Below are 19,404 nucleotides of genomic sequence, written 5' to 3' on the forward strand. Positions count from 1 at the left end.
ATGAGATGTCCTGCCGGAATCTGCAAGGCCGCCACAGAGGAAGGCAGGGGGAGATGGACGATGTTTGAAGAGATAGCCCCTCATCGCATTCACAGAAAGAGCCCAAAGTGATCAGAAGCTTTTTTCTCGCCTGCGACTGCGAATAGCCTCCAAAGCTGCGGCCGAGCATGGCGCGATAACGTTTGAACCTGAGGGACTTCAAGGCAGCCAGACAAGACGGCAACCGTATTTAATGAGCCGTCGAGATCGCGAAGAGCGCAAGAAGGAAGAGAAGAAAGGAAGCTGTTTTCTGATCCCCCGTGTCTAACGCAGGAAGCGCGGCCTTGTGAGCCGCGCTTCTTGTGGGGTGTGGCGGCAGGCGAGGCCTGCCGCCGGGTCGGCCATCAGACGGTGGTAAAATGATACGCCGTCAGATACGTCCCCGCCGCAACCTGCGCAAACTTGACCATCGCCTGCGATCCCGATCCGTCCGCATCATAAAACACCTCGCCGGTGCTCTGATGATAAATCAGGTGCTGGTCCGCCGTGCTCGCCGCCGCCCCCGTCGTGAACAGGTAGCTCGAGAGGAACCCCAGCGGCAGCGCCGCGAAGATGTCGTGCTCGAGATAAATCCGATCGGCCTCCGCCGCCGAGAAGTCCTTGAGCGTGTCCACGTTGCTGCTGCCGTTCAACGCCGTGGTGAACAGGAACTTGTCAGCGCCCGTCCCACCCCACAGCTCGTCATTGCCGGTCCCGCCGACGATCGTGTCGGCGCCGTCCTGGCCGCCGACCACGTCGTCGCCAGCATCGCCCGACACATAGTCGTTGCCGCTCTCGCCGGCGATCCAGTCGTTGCCGGCATCGCCCCACAGCCAGTCGTCGTCGGCCCCGCCCCAGACCTGATCCTGGCCGGCTCCGCCGCTGACCCGGTCGGCGCCGTCCTGGCCGCCGACCACGTCGTTGCCGTCGCCGCCCTCGACCGTGTCGTAGCCCGCCTCGCCGGCGATCCAGTCGTTGCCGGCATCGCCGGTCAGCACGTCATAGCCCGCGCCGCCCCAGACCTGATCGTCGCCGGCCCCGCCCGAAACCATGTCCTGGCCGTCCTGGCCGCCGACGATGTCGTTGCCGTCGCCGCCATCCACCAGATCGTCGCCGCTCTCGCCGGCGATCCAATCCTGGCCGGCTTGGCCTTGCAGCTTGTCGCTGCCGCCGTTCCCCCGCAACGTGTCGTCGCCGGCATCACCTGTAAGAAGATCGCTGCCAAGTCCGCCGTCGAGCCAATCGTTGCCGAGACCTCCGACGAGCAGGTCAGCCCCAGCGCCGCCCTTCAGCACATCCAGACCATCGCCGCCCCAGAGCTGGTCACTCCCATCACTGCCCGACACGGTATCGTTGCCGTCGGCGCCCATCAGCATGCCGGATCCCTGGATCAGATCATCCCCGGCACTTCCCATGGTCGCCTCGACCACGGTGTAGGTGGCATCTCCAGCCTTCAGGATGGCGTAGGTATGGTGGATCGTATTGCTTGATGTCCCGCCATCGGTTGAGCCTCCTGCTCCGCCGTCGGTCGGGCCATTCACTCCACCGTCGGCACCGCCGCCTGACGCGCCGCCATCATATGATCCACCGGACGCGCCTCCGCCATCATACGTGCCGCCATCTGGAATATCGCTTTCAGGCAGCGTGTAGCGGCTCCAGAAGTAGGAGGTCATCGGCTCGACGCTATGGCTCCCGTCGGCATCGATATGAAGCTCCCAAACCGTCTTGTGCTTGGGGTCAATCTGATTGATCAGGAAGATGCGGCCTTCGACGGGGATCACATCATGTTTGACGCCTGCGACATCCATCGTGGTCGGCAGGTCGGGTGGAGTACCGCCATCGGCTCCGGCGCCACCATCCGTTGTGCCCTCCCCCGCGCTCCCGCCATCGGTGCCGCCGTCACTGCCTCCGCCGCCCCCGCCGCCGTCGTCCTGCCCCTCGCCTTCTCCATAGCCGATGAGCTGCTGCCCGTACGTGTAGGCATACCGGAGATATTCCCACTCAAGTTGGGTCATAGCCATATTGTGTCCCCTCTCTCACTTACGATGACGACTTCCTGGGTTTCACGGAAACTCAGGAAATGAAATCCAACGTTATAATATCCATAAATCAACTGCTGACTGTACATCCGCTGTGGATAGCCGGAAGTTGCAGCGCATCCTTGCTCGAGAGAGTACCGCTTGAGGATTCAAGGTGAACCTGAGAAGATGGCCTATGGCTCAAAAGGCGCGGTCCCTTATAGGACCAAGCCCCGTCACTGATGTATCGTGGATCCGGAGGCCATTGCAGGCTCCGTCCAGCCTAAACCACGAGTTTAACGGATATCCCAGTAGACAAGCTTCCTGATGCCCCGCCTGAGGAGCGTCTTTGCGGCAGCGACAACAGACCTATGGACGAGGACCCGTGGATTTGCGCCCTGTGCGTGCACCCAGAACCTCTCCGTAGACCCGCTTGACCTGCTGCTGCGTCTCCACGAGGTGATGCTGGAGCACGTTGGGATTGGGGACGCCCGCAACGGTCGCGAGGCGCTTGAGGATTGCAGGCGAGACGGCGGCCGGATCGAAGCGTCCTTCGATGGTGAGGCGTTGCCACTGGAAGAGGGTGTGAAACAGGCGATGAGCCTCCACGAGCGTCTGCTCGGCGTCAGATGAGAGCAGACCTGCGAGGCGTGCCCTCGCAAAGGTTTCCTCCGCCGCCTGGCCGATCAGCGACGGGTGATCGGCCCCATGAGCCAGCACGAGGGCCTGGGCGATGAAATCGAGATCCGTCAAGCCGCCGCGAACCAGTTTGAGATCCCAAGGGTCGTCGTCACCCTTTTCCTGCGCGATGAGCTCACGCATGGACCGCACGTCGGCGAACACTTTGGCGACGTCCCGTGGCGCACCGACAATGTCCTGAACGGCCCGTTGCACTGTGCCTTCAAAGCCCTCGTCTCCGGCCAGCACGCGGGCGCGGGTCAGAGCCATGTGCTCCCAGAGATCGGCCTCCGTCTTCTGGTATGACAGGAAACCTCTGAACTGCGACGCAACAGGTCCCTTGCCGCCCTGCGGCCGCAGCCGCAGATCGACCTCGTAGAGCAGGCCGCGCCGCGTCGGAACGGTCAGTGCCGCGACGAGGCGCTGAGTGAGGCGCGTGTAGTAGACCACCGCATCCAAAGGGCGCGCGCCATCGCTCTCGCGATGCTCTTCGTCGAAATCGTAGACGACGACGAGATCGAGATCGGATCCCGCCGTGAGCTCACGCGAGCCGAGACGTCCAAGACCGAGGATTGCGACCTGGCCGCCCGGCACCGTTCCATGGTCAGCCTCGAAGAGCTGGCGAACCTGCTCGAAGGAAATGCGCAGAACGGCGCGGGCGATTGCGGAATAGGCCTCTCCGGCCTTCTGGGGAGACAGGATGTCGGACAGGAGCCGCGCACCGGTAACGAACCGCATCTGCCGCGCCGCATCGCGAGCGCGATCGAGGAAATCCTCGTAATCGCTTGGCTGTCCGATCATCTGCCGGACTTGGGTTTCGATGGCGTCGTCGTCGCTCAGCGCGACCACGAAAGCTGGATCGATGAGAGCATCGAGCACATGGGGAGACTGCGCCACCGTATCGGCAAGGCGCGGAGCGGTGCCGAGGAGATCCGCGAACAGCAGACGCAGCCGATCATGAGACTGGAGAATGGTCAGGAGTTCGACGGCGGCCGGCATGCGCCCGAAAGCGCGATCGAGTGCCGCGAGTGCACCGTCCGGATCGGCCGTTCCTCCAAGGGCGGAAAGCAGGGCCGGAACCAGTTCCGTCAGAACTTCACGGGCGCGCTGGCTCGTGATCGCCGAACGGCGTCCGAAGTGCCATCCGCGGATTGTTTCGGCGACCCGTGCGGGATCATGAAAGCCCAGCCGCTCGAGCGTCGCAAGCGTTTCCGGATCGTCGGACGTGCCGGTAAAGACGAGATTGCCGACATCGGATGCGAGTTCCGGTCCCTCCTCGAAGAGAAGCGCGTAATGGCCCTGCACGATGCGCGCCTGCTGCGTCAGCGCCTTCGCAAAGGCCTTGAGACCGGGATACCCGCAAAACCTCGCGAACCGGGTCAGCTCTTCTTCGTCGGAAGGAAGACGTTGGGTCTGCTCGTCGGCCACCATCTGGAGACGATGCTCGATGCCGCGCAGAAAGCGATACGCATGGGAAAGCTCGTCCCGTGCCTTATCGGTGATCCACCCTTCGTCGTGCAGCGTGCGAAGCATGTCGAGGGTGCGCCGTCCTCTGAGAGCCGGGCGGCGCCCACCGAAGACGAGCTGCTGGGTCTGCACGAAAAACTCGATTTCCCGAATGCCCCCGCGCCCGAGCTTGATGTCGTGTCCGGCAACGGCAATCTCGTCATGGCCTCGGACCGCATGGATCTGCCGCTTCATGGCATGAACGTCGGCGATGGACGCGAAGTCGAAGTACTTGCGCCAGATGAAAGGCCGAAGATCTTCGAGAAAGCGCTCTCCGAGGGCCAGATCGCCTGCGACGGGCCGAGCCTTGATGAGTGCCGCCCGCTCCCAATTCTGGCCGACCGTTTCGTAATAGGTATAGGCGGAGGCCAACGAGACCGCCGTGGGCGTGGAGCCCGGATCGGGGCGCAGGCGATAATCGACCCGGTGCACGTATCCGTCGGGCGTGCGTTCCTGGAGAAGACGGGCCAATTGCTGCGCGGCGCGCGTGTAAAAGGTGGCAGCCTCGCCGTTGTCGGGCAGCGCCTTCGTGTCCGGGTCGAAGAAGACCACGAGATCGATGTCGCTGGAATAATTGAGTTCCCCTGCCCCATGCTTGCCGAGCGCCAGCACCGTGAAGCCGGATCCCTCGCCCGGCGAGTTCGCATCAACCAGGGTGATGCGATTGAGACCCGCCATTTCCGTCAGCACGAGGTTGACGCCGCCCCTCACGGAAGCATCCGCGAATTCCGACAGAGCGCCGGTGACCTCCTCCACATTCCAGACGCCGCCGATATCCGCGAGCGCCACGAGAAGCGCGTGGGTGTTGCGGTTGCGACGGAACAGGCTCACCACGTCATCCCGTGCCAGCTCGTCGTTCTTGAAACGGCGGAAGAGATTGGCCTGATCGTCGACGATGGCCCGATGGGTCTCCTCCGGCGCCTGCCCTACCAAGGCCACCAGACGGACCGGATCATTGCGGACGAGCTGCCAGAGGAAAGGGGAATGATCCGACAGCGATAGCAGGAGATCGCGCAGGAGGCCTTCATTCAAGTGAGCCGTAAGGCTCGCGGCCTCAGGTTCGTCGGCAACGCGCGCGCTGAAATCCGCAAGTTGCGCCTTCGCCTTCCGGCGGTCGGAGACCGAAGGAGCGAACGTCAAACGATTGAGCAAAGAAAGTGTGGGGTCCGACACGGCCGCTCCGGGATATCCTCGATATCGGCCAGTCTCCACGCTCCGGGAAGCGTGGCAACAGAAATATGCGCCCCGAGCCGTTCCGAACTAGGCGGATACGGCCGAAGAGAGCTGGGCGGAGGTCGATTGCCGTAGAGGAAGAACCAGCACGGCCCGGAGACCGGGCCCGTTGTCTTCAAGGCGCAGGGAGCCCCCGTGGAGACGGGCCACGGCCGTCGCCAGACTGAGACCGAGCCCGAAACCGGGCCGTGTGCGCGCCGTTTCAAGACGCACGAACCGCTCCAGCACGTGACCCCGCTCAGCTTCGGGAATTCCCGGCCCCCGGTCCGCTACGACGATTTCGGCGTCAGGGCCGACCCGGCGTGCCCCGATAGAAATCGGCCGAGCCACGTCGTCGCCTGCGGGAGCGCCATATTTCAAGGCATTGTCGAGGAGATTGGCGACCGCCTGCCCCAGCAGTTCGCGGCTGCCGTGAATCGGGAGGTCGTCCTCCACCTGCACTTCGAGAGGCACGCCGGCCTCTTCCGCCAGCGCCTCGTAAAGCTCCGCCACGTCGCGAACGGCCTCCGCACCATCGAAATCCGACAATCCCTCACGGGCGTTGCCGGCTTCGAGCCGGGCGATCATCAGGAGTGCATTGAAGATGCGGATGAGATTGTCGCTCTCCTCGATGTTGGCTTCCAAGGCGGCCTTCAGTTCATCGGGAGTCTTGGCGAGCCGCATCGCTTCGTCCGCCTTGTTACGCATGCGTGTCAGCGGCGTCTTCAGGTCATGGGCGATATTGTCCGACACTTCGCGCATGCCTCGCATCAGCTCGTCGATCCGCTCGAGCATGTCGTTCAGGTTGTTGGCCAGCCGGTCGAGTTCGTCGCCGGTGCCCGCCACCTTCACGCGTCCGCTCAAGTCGCCCGCCATGATGATGCGGGTCGTTTCCGTCATGTCGTCGATGCGCTTCAGGACACGGCGCGTGATGAACCACGCACCCCCGCAGCCGAGAACCCCGATGAACAGGAGCGAATAACCAAAGGCGCGGCGGATCACGTCGCGCAGACGGGCGCTCTCCTCCATGTCGCGACCGACCAGCAGGCGGAAGCCTCCGGGAAGCAGATAAACGCGCACGAGGGCATGGCTCGGCGGCGCATCCGCATCTTCCGTGCGCGCATAGTCGGTTTCGAATTGCCCTGGATTGTTGATGATGCCGGGCGGGAGCGCCCCGACGTTGCCGGCGATCCTCTCGCCGGCGCTGGTGGTCACGAGATAAAGGGATGCACCGGGCGCGCGGGACCGCCGCTCCACGATGTTGACGAGACGACGCAGGCCGCCGAGGCGGTACTGCTCGGAAAGGCCGTTGATTTCGGCATCGATGGTCGAGGTGAACTGGTCGGAGAGAAGCCGCTGCGCGTTCCAGGCGACATAGCCGAGGGCCGCGAATGCGAACAGCGCGAAGACCAGGAGATAGGCGAAGGACAGCTTGAAGGCGGTCGTGCGGATCAGCGCGCCGAGAGCCGACATCGGCGATGCGGCCCTGGTCATTCCTCCCCCTCGGCCGCACCGACCCGCACCGTGTAACCGGCGCCCCGGATGGTGTGAATGAGCGGCTTGTCGAAGCCCTTGTCGATCTTCGCCCGCAGCCGCGACACGTGCACGTCGATGACGTTCGTCTGCGGATCGAAATGGTAATCCCACACATGCTCCAGAAGCATCGTGCGGGTCACCACCTGATTGGCGTTCTTCATAAGGTATTCGAGCAGTCGAAACTCACGGGGCTGCAGAACGATCTCCTGGCCCGACCGGGTCACCCGGTGAGACAGCCTGTCGAGTTCGAGATCCGCGATGCGGTAAACCGTCGCCTCCGCGTTCGGAGCGGTCGCGCGGCGGCGGGAGAGAACCTCGACGCGAGCCAGAAGCTCGGAGAAGGCGTAAGGTTTCGGCAGATAATCGTCTCCGCCGGCCCGCAGGCCCTTCACCCGGTCATCGACCTGCCCGAGGGCCGAAAGGATGAGAACCGGGGTCTCGACCTTCTGCTCCCTCAAGGAGCGAATGAGCGAAAGGCCATCGAGCTTGGGCAGCATGCGATCGACCACGAGCACATCGTAGTCGCCGGACTCGGCCATGGCGTAGCCGTCCAGCCCATCGGCCGCATGATCCGCGACGTGGCCCGCTTCCCGAAATGCCTTGACGAGGTAGGAGGCCGCCTCACGGTCGTCCTCGATAATGAGAATCCGCATGGCTCTGCTTATAGCAAAAGATGCCTGAGGCAAAAAATTGAGCCCGACGGCAGACCGGCCCTGGAGGGAAGACCGATCTGCCGCGGGCGAAGACGCCAGGCTCGACGCGAGGGACAAGCGACAGGGGGAAAGCCCGGCATCCATTGGTTGGCCACAAGGGCGATCAGGCGCCCTTCGGCTGGTTCGCGACCTCGACCGTGACCGTGCGCTCCTTGCCGTCGCGGTAGAGGGTGAGGCTGAGGCTCTTGCCCGGGGCGACCTGGGCCACCTTGCGGGACAGATCCTTCGCCTCCTTGATGGTTTCCCCATCGACGGCGACGATCGTATCGCCGGTCTTCACGCCAGCCTTCTCGGCGGGGCTGCCCTTCACCGTGTCGGCGACCAGCGCGCCCTTCGGCTCCTTCAGGCCGATGGCCTCGGCGATTTCCTTGGTCACCGGCTGCATCTGCACGCCGATGAAGCCGCGGGTCACCGTGCCCTTGTCCTTGAGGGAAGCGACAACCTGCTCGACCGTGCTCGCAGGGATCGCGAACGCGATGCCGACGCTGCCGCCGGACGGCGAGTAGATCGCCGTGTTCACGCCCACCACCTCACCGGCAAGGTTGAAGGTCGGTCCACCCGAGTTCCCCTTGTTCACCGGGGCGTCGATCTGGATGAAGTCGTCATAGGGGCCTGCGCCGATGTCGCGGTGCTGGGCCGAGACGATACCGGCCGTCACCGTGCCGCCGAGGCCGAACGGATTGCCGACCGCGAGCACCCAGTCACCGATCCGCGCCTTCTGCGGAGCGAGGCGAACGAACGGGAAGTCGCTGCCGCCATCGACCTTGATCAGGGCGAGGTCGGTCTTGGGATCGGTGCCGATCACCTTCGCGCTCAGCTCCTTGCCGTCATCCATGGTGACGGTGACAGAGGAGGCATTCTCGACGACGTGGTTGTTGGTCACGGCGTAGCCGTCGGCGGAGATGAAGAAGCCGGAGCCGAGAGCCTGGCCGAACTGGCGCGGCTGCTGACGCTGACCGCGCTGGCCGCGCTGATCGGGCATCTGGTCGCGGAACTGACGGAAGAACTTCTCGATGCCGGGAGGCAGGTCCTGCATTCCGCCGAACTGGTCTTCGTCGTCGCCCTGATCGCGGCTCGCCACGTTCTGCACCTTGACCTTGACGGAGATCACGGCAGGCTTGACGCGGTCGATGACGTCGGCGAAGGACGGCATGCCCTGGACCGGCTGCGACATGGAGCGCAGTTCGGCATGGGCGGGGTTGGGAGCCACGAGACCGCTTTCGACGGCACCGCCCGCGATGAGGGCGGCAACCGCAGCGGCGCCGAGCCATTTGGTCATGCGCTTATGGGCGGGTGTGGAAGCTTTTTCCGACATGGTCTGTCTCTCCTCGAAGAACCCCTTGGGTTCGTGATGAGAGCAAACATGGGCCTTCCCCCCTTACGGTTCACTCACCTGAGCATGAAATGTTCGTAAGGTTCGTGGGACCGTTCAGTCCTGCTTCAGCAAGGCTTCCAGCCTTTGCCGTTCGTCCTCGTCGAGGGCCGTCCTGGCCGCCGGGCGACGCTTCAGCGCGACCACGGCGCCGATTCCTCCCAAAACCAGCACCAGCAAGGGCGCCAGCCACAGCAGGAGCGTGTGGGCCCGGAAAGTCGGCTTGAGCAGAACGAACTCGCCGTAACGCTGGACGAGGAAATCCCGCACCTGCTGGTCCGAGTCTCCGGCGGCCAGGCGCTCCCGCACGAGGAGGCGCAGATCGCGGGCGAGCTGTGCATCGGAGTCGTCGATGGACTGGTTCTGGCAAACCATGCATCGCAAGCCAGCCGAGATGCCGCGGGCACGCTGCTCCAGGACGGGATCCTTCATGACCTCATTGGGCTGAACCGCGTAGACGGGGCCGCCGAAAGCCAGCATGGCCAGAACCGCAAGAAGAAGCCGCATCGCCTCTACTCCGCCGGAACGGAAGCGACGGGCGGCGAAGCCTTTGCGCGTGAGGGTGCCGCGATCCGCAGGCGGCGGTCCGTCAGAGACAGGGCGCCGCCAAGGGCCATCACGACCGCGCCGATCCAGATCAGCAGAACAAGCGGCTTATAATAGAGCCGAACGCCCATCGCCCCGTCCGGCTGCACCTCGCCGAGACTGACGTAAATCTGGGTCAATCCGGATGTGAGGATTCCGGCCTCTGTCGTCGGCATGCCGCGCGTGACGTAGAGGCGCTTCATGCTCTCGACGGTTCCGAGCTCCTGGCCGTTGCGGAACACTCTGAAGAGGGCCGCATCCTCCCGATAATTCGCTTCCTGCCGGGGGACGATGCGCTCGAGACGCAGCTCGTACGGCCCGGCGCCGATGCGCTCGCCGGGCTTGAGGGTCCCAAGGCTCTCCACGTCCCAGGCCGTGGCCGAAATGCCGAGCACCACGAGGCCGACGCCTGCATGGGCGATCACCGTGCCCCAGGTCGAACGCGGCAGGCCCGTGGCCTTGGCCCAGGCGACACTCAGCGGCTTCCCGCGGCTCCAGGAGCGTGTGACGATTTCGTTGAGCGATCCGAGAACCAGATAAACGCCGAGCCCGATGCCGAACGGCGCGAGCACGGGGCCGCCACGGGTCAAGGCCAGCGTGATCAGGACCGCGAGTATGGCCAGCCCGAAGATCGTATAGAGCCGCTGCGCGGTGCCGAGAAAATTCCCGCGTTTCCAGGCGAGCGTTTGGCCGAACGGCAGAAGCAGCAGAAGTGGCAAAACGAGCGGCAGGAAGGTCGCGTTGAAGAACGGCGCGCCAACGGAAATCTTTTCGCCCGTCAGCACTTCGAGCGCGAGCGGATAAAGCGTGCCGATGAAAACCGTCGCGCAGGCGCTTGCGAGGAAGAGGTTGTTGACCACCAATGCTCCCTCGCGGGAGATGGGTGCGAACAGTCCCCCCTGCTGAAGCAGCGGAGCCCGCCAGGCGAACAGCGCCAGCGATCCTCCGATGAAGATCATCAGGATCCCGAGGATGAAGGTGCCGCGCGCCGGATCCACGGCGAAGGAATGAACCGAGGTCAGGACGCCGGAGCGAACCAGGAATGTTCCGAGCAGAGACAGGGAGAAGGTCAGGATGGCGAGCAGGATGGTCCAGACCTTCAGGGCGTCGCGCTTCTCCATCACGACGGTGGAATGCAGCAGCGCGGTTCCGGCGAGCCACGGCATCAGCGAAGCGTTCTCGACCGGATCCCAGAACCACCAGCCGCCCCATCCGAGCTCGTAATAGGCCCAGTAGGAGCCCATGGCGATGCCAAGGGTCAGGAAGCACCATGCCGCCAGGGTCCAGGGGCGGACGATGCGGGCCCATACGGCATCGATACGCCCGTCGATCAGCGCCGCGCAGGCGAACGCGAAGGAAATCGAGAAGCCCACATAGCCGATGTAAAGAAGCGGCGGGTGGATCGCCAGGCCGGGATCCTGCAGGAGCGGATTGAGATCCTGCCCTTCGGCCGCCGCCGGGATCAGACGCCGGAAGGGATTCGACGTCATCAGGATGAACAGGAGAAACGCGACGGTGACGGCCGCCTGAACCGCCAGGGTATTGGCCTGCAGGCGCATGGGAATGCTGTTGCGCGCGAGTGCGACCACGGCGCCGAACAGGCACAGGATTAGAACCCAGAGCAGCATCGAGCCCTCATGGTTCCCCCACACGCCCGAGATCTTGTAGATGAGCGGCTTAGTCGAGTGGGAGTTCTCGACCACGTTCAGCACGGAGAAGTCGGAGGTCAGGTAGGCGAAGGTCAAAGCCAGAAACGCGAAGCCGACGCAACCCAGAACCGCGAGGGCGGAGGACGGGGCGACCGACATGAGCACCGGATCATTGGCCCGTGCCCCCCAGAGCGGCACCACGAACTGGATCAGGGACAAGCCCAGTGCCAGCGCAAGCGCGAAATGTCCGGCTTCAACCAACACGAAGACAACTCCCTAGTTCTGCTGTGCCTGCTGAGACGCTTTCGCCTCGCCCTGCCAGTGGCCCTGACGCTTGAGCGTATCCGCCACTTCCCGGGGCATGTAGTTCTCGTCATGCTTGGCGAGAACCGTATCGGCCCTGAACACGCCGGATGGCTCCAACCGCCCTTCGGCGACGATCCCCTGCCCTTCCCGGAACAAATCCGGCAGAAGGCCTTGATACTGCACGCGGATCGAGCTCTGCGCATCCATCACGTCGAACTCGATCTGCTGCTTGTCGCCGCGCTGGACGGAGCCTTCCTTGACCAGACCGCCGAGGCGGAAGCGGGTGCCGGGAGCAACGTTCTTCGCCTGCACGTCCGCGGGCGAATTGAAGAACACGATGGTGTCGTTCATGGCGTAGAGCACAAGGCCCAGCGCGATGGCGAGCACGCAGCCGGCGGCGGCGATCAAAGTCAGGCGACGGGTTTTGCGGGTCCTGCGGGTCATGGGCCAGTATCGGTCAGTTTCAATTCTTGTGCCATCGCGTCGATGGTCCGCAATCCGGCCGCGTCCTGCGCCAGCGCCTCACGGGCACGCTTTGTCGCGGCCACGGCCTTGTCGCGCTGTCCGAGAACCACGTAGGAGCGCATGAGACGGGCCCATTCCTCCGGGCTGCCGCCTTGCGCTTCCAGCCGGCTGGCCAGCCCCTGGACCATGCCGACAATGGCCTCGGCATTGGGCTGCTCTCGCATGGCGGGCGCCGACCCGCCTTGATTCCCGTCAATCCGGGCAATCTGGTCCTGAACGAAGCCGCGCCATGGTGCCTCGGGCGGTGCGGATGCGAGGATCGTCTGGTATTCGCTCTTCGCCTTTTCGACCTGCCCGTCCTGCTCGGCGGCGCGGGCCAGATAAAGCCTGGCCTTGACCGACGAGGCGTCCAGAGACAAGGCCTCCTGGAACACGGCCTGAGCATCGGCCGTCACGATGCCGTCGTGGACGATCACCAGGGCCTCGCCGTAACTGGCGAGCCGCCCCGCGTCGCGTCCAAGATAGCGCAGGGCCGATTCGTAAGCCTTGACGGCCTCCTCGATACGTCCCAGCCGCAGGTAAACGGGGGCCAGCACGTCCCAGCCGCGCCCGTCCTGCGGTTCTTTCGCAAGGTGGGCTTCGATCTGGACCACTGCGGTATCGAGGTCGAGCTTGCCGGCATCCTGACGAAGCTGAGCCCCGGGGGGTTCGCTCAAGAGATGGGGAGATCCATAGGCGCCGTAAACGGCCAGGGCGACGATGGGCAGAACCGACAGGGCCAGGGTCGAAACGGCACGGCGACGGCGGAGAGCCGGCTCCCCGACCGCAAGAGCCTCGTGATCCCGAAGGCCGCTGGCGCGCAGCAAGCGCCGCCCCGCCTCCGCTTTGGCGGCCTCCGCCTCTTCCGGCAGCATGGCACCACGGTCCCGATCCCGCTCGATCTCGGCAATCTGGTCCCGGTAGAACTGCGTGTTGGGATCCACCTGACGCGCAACGGCGGCCGAACGCGACAGCGGCCACAGGACCGCCATCACGGCTGCCGCCGTCATCACCATGAGAATGACCCAGATCATCATGAGAGCCTACTTAACGCGGGCTTTGCTCAAGCACGACGGTGGCACGGTGTCACGCGCAAATCCTGTCCACCGTCAATTTCTATCCCCAGGCAGCTCCAAAACCGCCCGTAATCCTCCCAGAGGCGAGGCATCGAGGCGGAGCGCACCCCTATAGAGAACCGCAAGATCGCTGACGATGGACAAGCCGAGCCCGGAACCCGGCTTCGTTTCGTCGAGGCGCCGGCCGCGCTTGAGCATCTCGGTCCGCGCCGCCTCCGGCAGGCCGGGACCGTCGTCGTCGATCAGCAGCCGAAAGCGCGACCGCTCCTCTCCTTCCGGAAGGATCTCGACGGAAACGGCGATTCGCGCCGACGCCCATTTCGCCGCATTGTCGATAAGGTTGCCGGCCATCTCCTCGAGATCCTGCCGCTCGCCTCGAAAGCGCAGCCCCGCGGGAATCGCGACGTCGATGTCGAGATCCTTGTCCCGGTAGATCTTCGTGAAGGTCCGGGTGAGCCCGTCGATCACGGGTTCCACATCGGTCATTGTGCCGAGCGTACCGGCAAGGGCGGCGGCCCTTGCCCGGTCAAGATAATAGTTGACCTGATCACGCATCACGGCGGCCTGCTCGCGAATCCTCGCCGCCACGTCGCCGGGTGCGCTTTCGGCCTCGTTGACGACGATGCTGAGGGGTGTCTTCAGGGCGTGGGCGAGATTGCCGACCTGGGTGCGGGCCCGTTCCAAGATTTCCCTGTTGGTGTCGAGGAGAAGGTTGAGATCGTTCGCCAAGGGCGCGATGTCCCTCGGATATTCGCCCATCACCCGCTCGGCATCGCCCCGGCGGATGGCGCCGAGGGCATTGCGCAGGTTCGCGAGAGGCCGGAGCCCGAAGCGGATCTGGAGAAGCGTGGTGAAACCGAGGGCAAGACCCAGCATCGTGAAGGTCACGGTCAAGGCGATGAGAAAGCGGCGGACGTCGTTGACGATTTCATCCGCCGGTCCGGCCACACGGATGATGAAGCGTCCATCCTCGCCGAGATCGATATCGCGCTCGATGATGCGCAGCTCCCGCTCGTCGGGAGCTTGCCCATATCCGCGCCGGATCTGTCCGAACGCCTCTTCGCCCGGCGGGGCGAGTGCCGGCAGCTGCCCGCCGAACAGGGATTTCGACGATCGGACTTCACGAGGCGGCGCATCGGGACGACCGACCTGCCAGTACCAGCCGGACAAGGGCAGCTCGAAGCGTGGATCGCCCACGGGGCCGAGGTCCCTGTCCGGATCGCCCGGCGCCACGAGATTGGACGCAAGCGTGTTGGCATAGACGAGCAGACGCTGATCGAACGCCCGCTCCGTGTTGTCGCGATAAAGCGTCGACAGAATGAGGCCGGAGATCAGAAGGATCGCAAAGCTCCAGAACACCGCCGACATCGCGAGGCGGACGGCGATGGAGCGGCTCGCCAGCCGCCCGAGGAGCGACGGCTGTTGGGTCACGTCTTGGTCTGGCCGGTATCGAGAAGATAGCCGAGGCCGCGCACCGTCTGGATGATATCGACGCCGAGCTTCTTGCGGAGGCGGCCGATGAACACTTCGATCGTGTTGGAATCGCGATCGAAGTCCTGATCGTAAAGGTGCTCCGTGAGTTCCCCGCGGGACACGATCCGGCCCGTATGATGCATGAGATAGGACAGAAGACGATATTCGTGCGACGTGAGCCGGATCGGATTGCCGTCCACGGCCACCCGGCCAGAGCGCGTATCGAGCTTCACCGGACCGCAGGTGATCTCGCTCGTGGCATGGCCGGTGGCCCGCCGCAGAAGCGCGCGGACCCGCGCCAGGAGTTCCTCGATATGGAACGGCTTGGTGACGTAATCGTCGGCGCCCGCATCGAAACCCTGAACCTTGTCGCTCCAGCGGTCCCGCGCCGTGAGGATGATCACCGGCATCTTACGGCCCTCGCGTCTCCAGGCGTTCAGGACCGAGACCCCGTCGACCTTCGGAAGGCCCAGATCGAGGATCGCGGCATCGTAGGGCTCCGTTTCCCCGAGGAACTGCCCTTCTTCTCCGTCATAGGCGGAATCGACCGCATAGCCGGCATGTTCCAGAGCCGTCACGATCTGCTGGTGGAGGGTCTGGTCGTCCTCGACAACGAGAAGGCGCACGCTTCAAACTTTCTCTAGTGAACCGATTTGACCCGGCCCGAGGGCCCGTCGATCGTCACTTGCACGATCCGGCCGTTCTTTTGCAAGGCCATGATGACGTAAACAAGATCGTCGTTGCTGCGGCAAAGGCTGGCGCGCAGCACGTCCGCGTTCGGCACCTGGCGCCTGGCGGTGATCACGGCGGAAGCGGGAGCCACGACGCCTTTCGACGCCACGGCTTCCTGCATTTCCCGGGGGAGAAGACAATTCTCGAGGGCGGCCGTCGCGCTTTGCGCGTGCGACACCCCCATCAATCCCCACAGAGCCATGATCGATAAAATCAAACGCATGCAAGGAACCCTGCCCCAGCCGCACTGAACGGAGCCTGAATGTAATAGTAAAGCGGGCCGTTCGCACCAGGCGAGCGGTCCGCCTCCGCGTCGTCGGGACGGCGCCTTCGACGAAGAACGCCACAAACCCGGGACGTCCATCAATTCAGGATCTGCTTCGTTGCCAGGATACGAAAGATCGTCGAGGCGATAAAGCTCCAGGCGGCGATCAGCTGCGTCACGGCTTCGAGGAACGGTTCCGCATCGAGGCTGGAGGAATCGAAGCCGAGGATGCTGAGCAAGAGGGCCGCGAGCCCGATCCCGTTGGACCAGATCGTGCGGCTGGCGAAAATCCCTTTGGTATCGATCATAATATTCATCCGTTGGACAATGAGCGTGATGGTGAGGAGGCAAGCCGAAGAGCGTCCTGCTCGACGGCGAGAACCCGCCGGCGCCAGCCACGCCCGAAGACGGGCCACGTGGCGAGGCCGGACAGGAATGCGAGACGCTTCCGGGTCAGGCCTCGGATGAGGTCCGATGGGCTTGCGTCCCGGGCGGCCTCGAGAGTTCGCGGACCGATGATGCCGTCGGGCACGACGCCGACGACCTCCTGAAGCATGAGGGCGGCACGGCCCGGACCGGAATTGACGGCCAGGTCGAAGACGGCGAGATCCAGCCCCGGCGAAAGGTCGTCGCCCCTCACCTTGTCCCAGTAGAACCGCCGGTAGATGGCGGCGGCCTCGTCCCGCGTGAGACGGCGGACATCGTCGATGGAAGCGGGCCGCCCTCGCGCCTGGGACAACGTCTGTCGCGTAATCCCGTAATGGGTAGCTCCGCCCGGATCGACGGGATGGAGAACGAAGCCTCCTTCATGCGCCAACACCTGAACAAGAGCCTGTTTGAACGAGTCCGGGGGATTGATGCCGTTCCCCCCGTTGGAGCTTTCCATGTCGGATCCCATGTCAGATCTCCGCTTGCAGGCCGATGGAAGCGGACGTGCCGAGGTACAGAGTGCCGAGATTTCCGGCAGTCCCGCTGAAAGCCGTTCCGGCCTGAAGCCGGAGAATGGCGGCCGATGGGTTGGGCGCTGCCGCCATCGCGGCCGTCACGCCGCCCGTCTGGCTGACCCACGCGCCGGAGGCCCCATCCTGAAAAGCGATCTGGTTGTTGACCGGCGACGTATTGGTCCAGGTAAAGCCGCTTATCGCCAGGGTTGGGGCGGCCCGCATCGGCACCGGCAGCGAAACCGGAATGTCGATGATGTTCGCCGTCCGGCGCTGTCCGGGAAACGGCAGGATGCCCGGCGCTCCGCCGACGGGCGACAGCCTCTGATAATAGCGGCGGCATCGCAGTTCCTCGGTCTCCGCAGGCTCCCGTCGCCAGGGCGTGGCATGCGTCCCGACTTCCAGCTTGAGGCGCTTGAACGTGACGCCGCCTGTGCCGGCGAGAGAGAACCGGACGTGTCCTGTCTCCGATGCGTTGAGCGTCACCGTCGCGGCCGAACGGCCGGTTCCCGCGGGAAGGATCGCCTCCTGTGTTCCGATGGCGACCGTGAGAGGCTGCGAGACATCCTCCGCCGACACAGTGAGCGTGCGGGCGCCGAAATGCGGCACCCCCAACACCGACTCCGCCAGTGCCACATCGACGGTCTGCTCGATGACGCCCGTCAGGGAAACCGTGCCGTCTGACGCCCGGGTCACGGTGGCGCCGCCGGTCCCGCCGCGCCATCGGTCGTAACCGTAGCTTCCGGCGCCGAGGGTCCCTCCCGCGAAGCCGCGCTGGTTGACCAGGAAATCGGCATTCATCAGGAGATTCACGCCGGCCGAAGCGATTCCGGACGGGAAGGAGACGATCCCGGTGCGATTATCCACCACCAATGCGTCCCGCCAGGATTGTCCGTCCTGGGACACCCGCAGGCTGAAATTGTCGCTGCCGACGAGCCCGGCCTCGGCCCGTCCGCCGTAACCGGTCTGATAAAGAAGCGACAGGATATTCTGGGGATGCGTCTTGTTCAGGATCAGCCGCAGATCCCCCGTCCCGTCCCGGTCTGTCGCCAGGGCGTCGAACAGAACGGCATTGAGCTTCGCGGCGAAGCGGTTGAGGGCGTCGGGCGTCGTGCCGATGCCGAGCCGGTCGAGGGTGCCGAGCGTGCGGACATAATGGCCGATCCCGTTCCAGGCCGCGCCGTCGAAGATCAGGAAGGCTTCCTCCGCCTCCACATAGACGCACCAGCCGGCCCGCGGGGTGAAGAAGCGCCACGCGCCGAGATCGAACAGCGCGATCTCGCCCGCATGATCGGCGAAAGCCCCATTGGCGCCCTGACCGACGAGATACCGCTCTCCCTCCTCGGGAGCGGCGGGAGGGCTCGTTCGATCCCGCTGCTTGACCGCAAGATGCACGAGCGCGTCGAGGGCCGCGATGGCTTCGTTATGGATCACATGCTTCTGGGCCTGCGCTGCAGCAAGCAGCGGCAGCGCCAGATGGGGCGTTGTCGACATGAAGGAGCCTGTCATTGAGTTGGATGAGAACGGGCGCGGCCCGTCACGGACTCGCGGGCCGAGGCCGCGAGAACGGCGCACGGCTGCAAGCGACCGACCGGCGCTTCAGCACGTGCCGAGCCGGGAAGTCACACAGCCGAAAATACAGGAAAAGCGGTGGATCGGCCGAGCGTCAGCTCTCGGCGCCGCTGAAGGTCGCAACGAGGTTCCGGCCGCCCGCCTTGGCCCGGTAAAGGGCGGCATCCGCCTGACGCAGCAGGTGCTGCACAGACGATTGCGTAGCCGTCACGCAGCCGACGCTCACCGTCACCTCGACCCGTTGCCCGAGGACGATCTTGCCGACGGAGGAAAAGGAATGCCGGATCGTTTCGGCAAGATCCTGCGCTTCCGCGGCCCCCAAGGGAACCATCGCGGCAAACTCTTCGCCGCCCAGCCGGCCGAAGATGCCGCGCGGAAGATGATCCGCCAGAACGCGGCCGAAGATGACGAGGACATGGTCGCCGACCTCATGGCCGAAGCGGTCGTTGACCCCCTTGAAGTTGTCGAGATCGAACAGCAGGCAGCTCACGGGGCCGGCGCGCTTCGCCAACAGGGCGTTGGAGGCCTCGAAGAAGGCGCGCCGGTTGGCGATTCCGGTGAGCGCGTCGATCAAGGCCGCATGCTTGTGGTCGTATTCGATCTGCTCCTTCGCCATCGACAGGAAGACGAACGCCAGGGTGGGCATGAACGTTGCAAGGAGCATGGCCATCTGGGCCGACCCTCGCTGCGTGTAGCCTTCGACCCAGAATGCATGGGCGAGGGAGAAGCCGGAAACCCCGCGGAAGATGTTGAAGACCACCAAACCTGTCAGAAGGAAGATCGCGATCAGCTGCGAAGCGAGCCGTTGGCGCGCGTGCCGCCACAGCTCCCAGGCCGACAGACCCGCGTAAACGGCCCCGATCCCGGACATGATGGCGAGGCGGGCCGCCGTATCGTTCAGGATCATCAGGAACGCCACGCACCACAACCCGACGCCCGCCATGATGGAAAGCCATGTGGGTTGGCGTCCGTTGAATACCCGGCAGCCCGTGTAAAGAACCCCGTAGGCCAGGGCCAAGGAACTGTTCGCGACCAACAGGATGAACGTCGTCGGCTTGCCCTCCTGGAAGACCACGAGGCCTATGGCCGTCAGAATCAGCAGAAAGGCGCTTCCCCACCAGGCGAGGGCCTGAACCTTACGGTTAAGGGTCCAGGAGAACAGGAGCAGCAGTCCGAGCACTGCCGTAATCTGCACAAAGACCGCACTAAGGGTAGGAAGATCGAGCTTCATGGATCGGCGATGCAATC

At 64.4% G+C, this 19,404-nt stretch carries 16 protein-coding genes; all 16 read right to left on the reverse strand.

Annotated features, from left to right (window positions below):
* Positions 1 to 383 precede the first annotated feature (383 nt).
* The 16 genes from LJD17_RS05695 to LJD17_RS05770 all read right to left on the reverse strand — a co-directional run bounded on the left by LJD17_RS05695 (position 384) and on the right by LJD17_RS05770 (position 19,387).
* Positions 384 to 2,039: a calcium-binding protein gene (locus LJD17_RS05695; RefSeq protein WP_227383184.1), complete on the reverse strand. Its 1,656-nt coding sequence runs from the start codon at positions 2,037 to 2,039 to the stop codon at positions 384 to 386.
* A gap of 366 nt (positions 2,040 to 2,405) precedes the next feature.
* A complete protein-coding gene (locus LJD17_RS05700; protein WP_227383185.1) occupies positions 2,406 to 5,393 on the reverse strand; it encodes a bifunctional [glutamine synthetase] adenylyltransferase/[glutamine synthetase]-adenylyl-L-tyrosine phosphorylase in 2,988 nt (995 codons plus the stop codon).
* 87 nt (positions 5,394 to 5,480) lie between these two features.
* Positions 5,481 to 6,926: a HAMP domain-containing sensor histidine kinase gene (locus LJD17_RS05705; protein ID WP_227383186.1), complete on the reverse strand. Its 1,446-nt coding sequence runs from the start codon at positions 6,924 to 6,926 to the stop codon at positions 5,481 to 5,483.
* The gene (locus tag LJD17_RS05710; protein WP_227383187.1) at positions 6,923 to 7,621 is read right to left on the reverse strand and encodes a winged helix-turn-helix domain-containing protein; all 699 of its coding nucleotides are present in this window, start codon (positions 7,619 to 7,621) and stop codon (positions 6,923 to 6,925) included. Before LJD17_RS05710 ends, LJD17_RS05705 begins: the two co-directional genes overlap by 4 nt.
* 163 nt (positions 7,622 to 7,784) lie before the next feature.
* Positions 7,785 to 8,996 carry a S1C family serine protease gene (locus LJD17_RS05715; protein ID WP_227383188.1) on the reverse strand — a complete coding sequence of 404 codons (1,212 nt, stop codon included), beginning with the start codon at positions 8,994 to 8,996 and terminating at the stop codon, positions 7,785 to 7,787.
* A 114-nt stretch (positions 8,997 to 9,110) separates the two neighbouring features.
* On the reverse strand, positions 9,111 to 9,560 hold the full coding sequence (locus LJD17_RS05720; protein ID WP_227383189.1) for a cytochrome c-type biogenesis protein: 450 nt from the start codon (positions 9,558 to 9,560) through the stop codon (positions 9,111 to 9,113).
* Between the two features lie 5 nt (positions 9,561 to 9,565).
* Positions 9,566 to 11,551 carry a heme lyase CcmF/NrfE family subunit gene (locus tag LJD17_RS05725; RefSeq protein WP_227383190.1) on the reverse strand — a complete coding sequence of 662 codons (1,986 nt, stop codon included), beginning with the start codon at positions 11,549 to 11,551 and terminating at the stop codon, positions 9,566 to 9,568.
* 12 nt (positions 11,552 to 11,563) lie between these two features.
* A complete protein-coding gene (ccmE, locus tag LJD17_RS05730; protein WP_227383191.1) occupies positions 11,564 to 12,037 on the reverse strand; it encodes a cytochrome c maturation protein CcmE in 474 nt (157 codons plus the stop codon).
* On the reverse strand, positions 12,034 to 13,134 hold the full coding sequence (gene ccmI, locus LJD17_RS05735; RefSeq protein ID WP_227383192.1) for a c-type cytochrome biogenesis protein CcmI: 1,101 nt from the start codon (positions 13,132 to 13,134) through the stop codon (positions 12,034 to 12,036). Before ccmI ends, ccmE begins: the two co-directional genes overlap by 4 nt.
* A gap of 72 nt (positions 13,135 to 13,206) precedes the next feature.
* Positions 13,207 to 14,541, reverse strand: a complete 1,335-nt coding sequence (locus tag LJD17_RS05740) for a sensor histidine kinase (protein ID WP_264478302.1) — start codon at positions 14,539 to 14,541, stop codon at positions 13,207 to 13,209.
* Between the two features lie 59 nt (positions 14,542 to 14,600).
* The gene (locus tag LJD17_RS05745; RefSeq protein ID WP_224312746.1) at positions 14,601 to 15,272 is read right to left on the reverse strand and encodes a response regulator transcription factor; all 672 of its coding nucleotides are present in this window, start codon (positions 15,270 to 15,272) and stop codon (positions 14,601 to 14,603) included.
* A gap of 14 nt (positions 15,273 to 15,286) precedes the next feature.
* Positions 15,287 to 15,601 (reverse strand): PepSY domain-containing protein, encoded by a 315-nt coding sequence (locus LJD17_RS05750; RefSeq protein WP_227383194.1) that lies wholly within the window; start codon positions 15,599 to 15,601, stop codon positions 15,287 to 15,289.
* 140 nt (positions 15,602 to 15,741) lie between these two features.
* Positions 15,742 to 15,951: a hypothetical protein gene (locus tag LJD17_RS05755; protein ID WP_227383195.1), complete on the reverse strand. Its 210-nt coding sequence runs from the start codon at positions 15,949 to 15,951 to the stop codon at positions 15,742 to 15,744.
* 5 nt (positions 15,952 to 15,956) lie between these two features.
* On the reverse strand, positions 15,957 to 16,541 hold the full coding sequence (locus LJD17_RS05760; protein WP_227383196.1) for a glycoside hydrolase family 108 protein: 585 nt from the start codon (positions 16,539 to 16,541) through the stop codon (positions 15,957 to 15,959).
* Between the two features lies 1 nt (position 16,542).
* Entirely contained in the window at positions 16,543 to 18,078 is a 1,536-nt protein-coding gene (locus LJD17_RS05765) for a DUF2793 domain-containing protein (RefSeq protein ID WP_227383197.1), read from the reverse strand.
* Positions 18,079 to 18,250: 172 nt separating this feature from the next.
* Positions 18,251 to 19,387 (reverse strand): GGDEF domain-containing protein, encoded by a 1,137-nt coding sequence (locus LJD17_RS05770; protein ID WP_227383198.1) that lies wholly within the window; start codon positions 19,385 to 19,387, stop codon positions 18,251 to 18,253.
* Positions 19,388 to 19,404 lie beyond the last annotated feature (17 nt).

The organism is Microvirga rosea, assembly GCF_020595095.1.
Lineage (GTDB): Bacteria > Pseudomonadota > Alphaproteobacteria > Rhizobiales > Beijerinckiaceae > Microvirga > Microvirga rosea.